Below are 2,169 nucleotides of genomic sequence, written 5' to 3'. Positions count from 1 at the left end.
CGGCCGCGCCCCCGCCGCCCCCGCCGCCGCCGGACCTCACCCCGCAGAGCCCGTGTCCGAGTACGGCCGCGGCGTGCGTCGACCTCGACGGCAACCGGACCTGGCTGCAGTCGGGGGAGCGGCTGAGCTACGGACCGGTGCGGATGTCCCACGGCAAGGCCGGCTGGGAGACCCCGCGTGGGACGTACCAGGTCACCCGGAAGGTGCGCCACGAGGTGAGCCGACTGTTCGACGACGCGCCGATGCCGTACGCGGTGTACTTCGTGGGCGGGATCGCGTTCCACGAGGGGGACCCGGCCTACGAGTCGCACGGGTGCATCCGGATGGACCGGCCCGCCGCCGCGACCTACTTCGAGAGTCTGCAGGTCGGGGACACCGTAGTGGTGTTCTGACGCCTCACGAGTTCTTGAACATGCGGGCCTCGGCGCGGTCCGGGAGGAGGTACTCGGCGGACTTGGCCGCCAACGCCGATCCGGCGATCACGAGTACGAATCCGATCGCGGCGACGAACGGCCCGTAGGTGACCGATGTGCCGTCGGGCAGGCCCGCCAGCATCGGGTCGGAGGTGTCGGTCGAGTTGAACAGGACCCACACGAAGATGAGGTGGGCGATCAACACGAGTGACGCCAGGACCGCGTTGGCGGCCGCGAAGAATCCGAGCCGGGTGAACAGCGTGACCGCCACCAGGACTGACAGGACGAGGAGCCCCAGGAAGTTCAGGGGCGCCATCGCGCGCAGGTCCAGGATCTCGGTGAGGTCGAGTGCGCTGATCCCCCCGCCCGTCCCGGTGCTCAACCAGGGGAGGTACAGACTGAGCAGGGCGAGTGCCAGTCCCACGACGGCGATCAGGCCGCCGACGCGGTTGCGCAGGTGGGGGATGATCTTGCCGCCTCCCCGGGTGTTCGCCGACGGGGGCGAGGTACGAGTGACGGGCGTTGTCTGTGCGGCCATGGCGGTTGCCCCTTAATCGGACCGGAACCTGCGAGGTGAGATAAGTCACACGATAGTCGTGGTTCTCCGGTTCTGCCACAACGGTGCGGTCCTGCCACGAGGGCGCGGTCCTGCCGGATCGCCTGCATCCCTCACATCACGCGATCCTTGACGTACCGCGCCGACCGGGCGGCCCACGCCGACCCCGCCGTCACCATCACGAACCCGAACGCCGCCACGAAGGGCCCGAAGGTCACCGTGGCGTTCGCGGGCAGGCCCGACAGCGCCGGCTCCGTCGAGCCCGTGGACAAGATGAGGGTCCAGATAAAGGCGAGGTGACCCGCGAGCACCCCGATCGACACCACTGCCGCCGCGACGGCGAACGCGCCCAGGCGGGTGAGCGCGGTGACCGTCACGAGGAAGCTCAGGACCAGTAGTCCGAGAAACAGCACCGGTGCGACGCTGCGGACGTCGATGATATCGGTGATCCCCAGGGCGGAGATCCGCTCGTCCCGGCCCGTGGACAGCCACGGCAGATAGAGGCTGAGCAGCGCCAGTATCAGACCGGCGAACGCCACCAGGGCCCCGATCCGGTTCCGGACGTGCGGGATCGTCTTGATCCGTGCTGGTGTCCTGGTCGGGAGGGGGACACGGTGGGGTGCGGGTGGTGTGTACGAAGGCATGGCGATCACCCTCCGGGCGGAGTCGACGGGCGCGGATGCGCTTGGTCACATGGTAGGAGCCGGACCGGTCCGAGGCATTGCGTCAACGCAGCTCGTTATGGTATTGGAATCCTCAGCGCCGACGATTGGTCCGACGGGTGGGCTCCGCGACCATCGGGTCCTCCGGCCAGGGGTGTCTGGGATAGCGGCCCCTCATCTCCGCCCGCACACCGGGATAGGCCTCGCGCCAGAAGAACGCCAGGTCGCGGGTCACGGCGAGTGGCCGGCCGGCGGGCGAGAGCAGATGGACCGTCACGGGCACCCGCCCGTCGCAGATCCGGGGTGAGGCGGTCCAGCCGAAGCACTCCTGCAGCTTGACGGCCAGCACGGGGGCGGCGTCGGATCCGGGTTCCGGGTAGTCGACGCGGTATGACGACGAGCTGGGCACCTGAAGACGGTCGGGCAGTAGATCATCGAACCGGGCGGCCTCCGGCCACGGGAACAGGCGCCGCAGCGCGGAGCCGACATCGCGTCCCGCCAGCTTCCCGCCGCGCGCGAGGGCGTCGACCTCCGGCCC

General features: G+C 69.7%; 4 protein-coding genes. 1 reads left to right on the top strand and 3 read right to left on the bottom strand.

Features of this window, described 5'->3' with window-relative positions; translation table 11 throughout:
* The coding region (locus G6027_RS07050; protein ID WP_182636551.1) for a L,D-transpeptidase at nucleotides 1-392 on the top strand (392 nt) is incomplete at its 5' end.
* A gap of 4 nt (nucleotides 393-396) precedes the next feature.
* On the opposite strand, the gene G6027_RS07045 is transcribed toward G6027_RS07050, so the two are convergent.
* The 3 genes from G6027_RS07045 to G6027_RS07035 all read right to left on the bottom strand — a co-directional run.
* Complete coding sequence (locus tag G6027_RS07045) at nucleotides 397-951, bottom strand: hypothetical protein (RefSeq protein ID WP_182636550.1); 555 nt, start codon at nucleotides 949-951, stop codon at nucleotides 397-399.
* 131 nt (nucleotides 952-1,082) lie between these two features.
* Nucleotides 1,083-1,613: a hypothetical protein gene (locus G6027_RS07040; RefSeq protein WP_182636549.1), complete on the bottom strand. Its 531-nt coding sequence runs from the start codon at nucleotides 1,611-1,613 to the stop codon at nucleotides 1,083-1,085.
* Nucleotides 1,614-1,725: 112 nt separating this feature from the next.
* On the bottom strand, nucleotides 1,726-2,169 hold a 444-nt coding region (locus tag G6027_RS07035), incomplete at its 5' end, for an ATP-dependent helicase C-terminal domain-containing protein (protein ID WP_277612319.1).

The organism is Dietzia sp. SLG310A2-38A2, from assembly GCF_014145095.1.
GTDB lineage: Bacteria > Actinomycetota > Actinomycetes > Mycobacteriales > Mycobacteriaceae > Dietzia.
Note: the sequence above shows the minus strand (reverse complement) of the source record. Positions and strands in the feature narration are given on the sequence as shown.

Coding starts and splice junctions, on each gene's coding strand:
- G6027_RS07045 (WP_182636550.1), bottom strand. CDS start 951: ATGGCCGCACAGACAACGCCCGTCACTCGTACCTCGCCCCCGTCGGCG.
- G6027_RS07040 (WP_182636549.1), bottom strand. CDS start 1,613: ATGCCTTCGTACACACCACCCGCACCCCACCGTGTCCCCCTCCCGACC.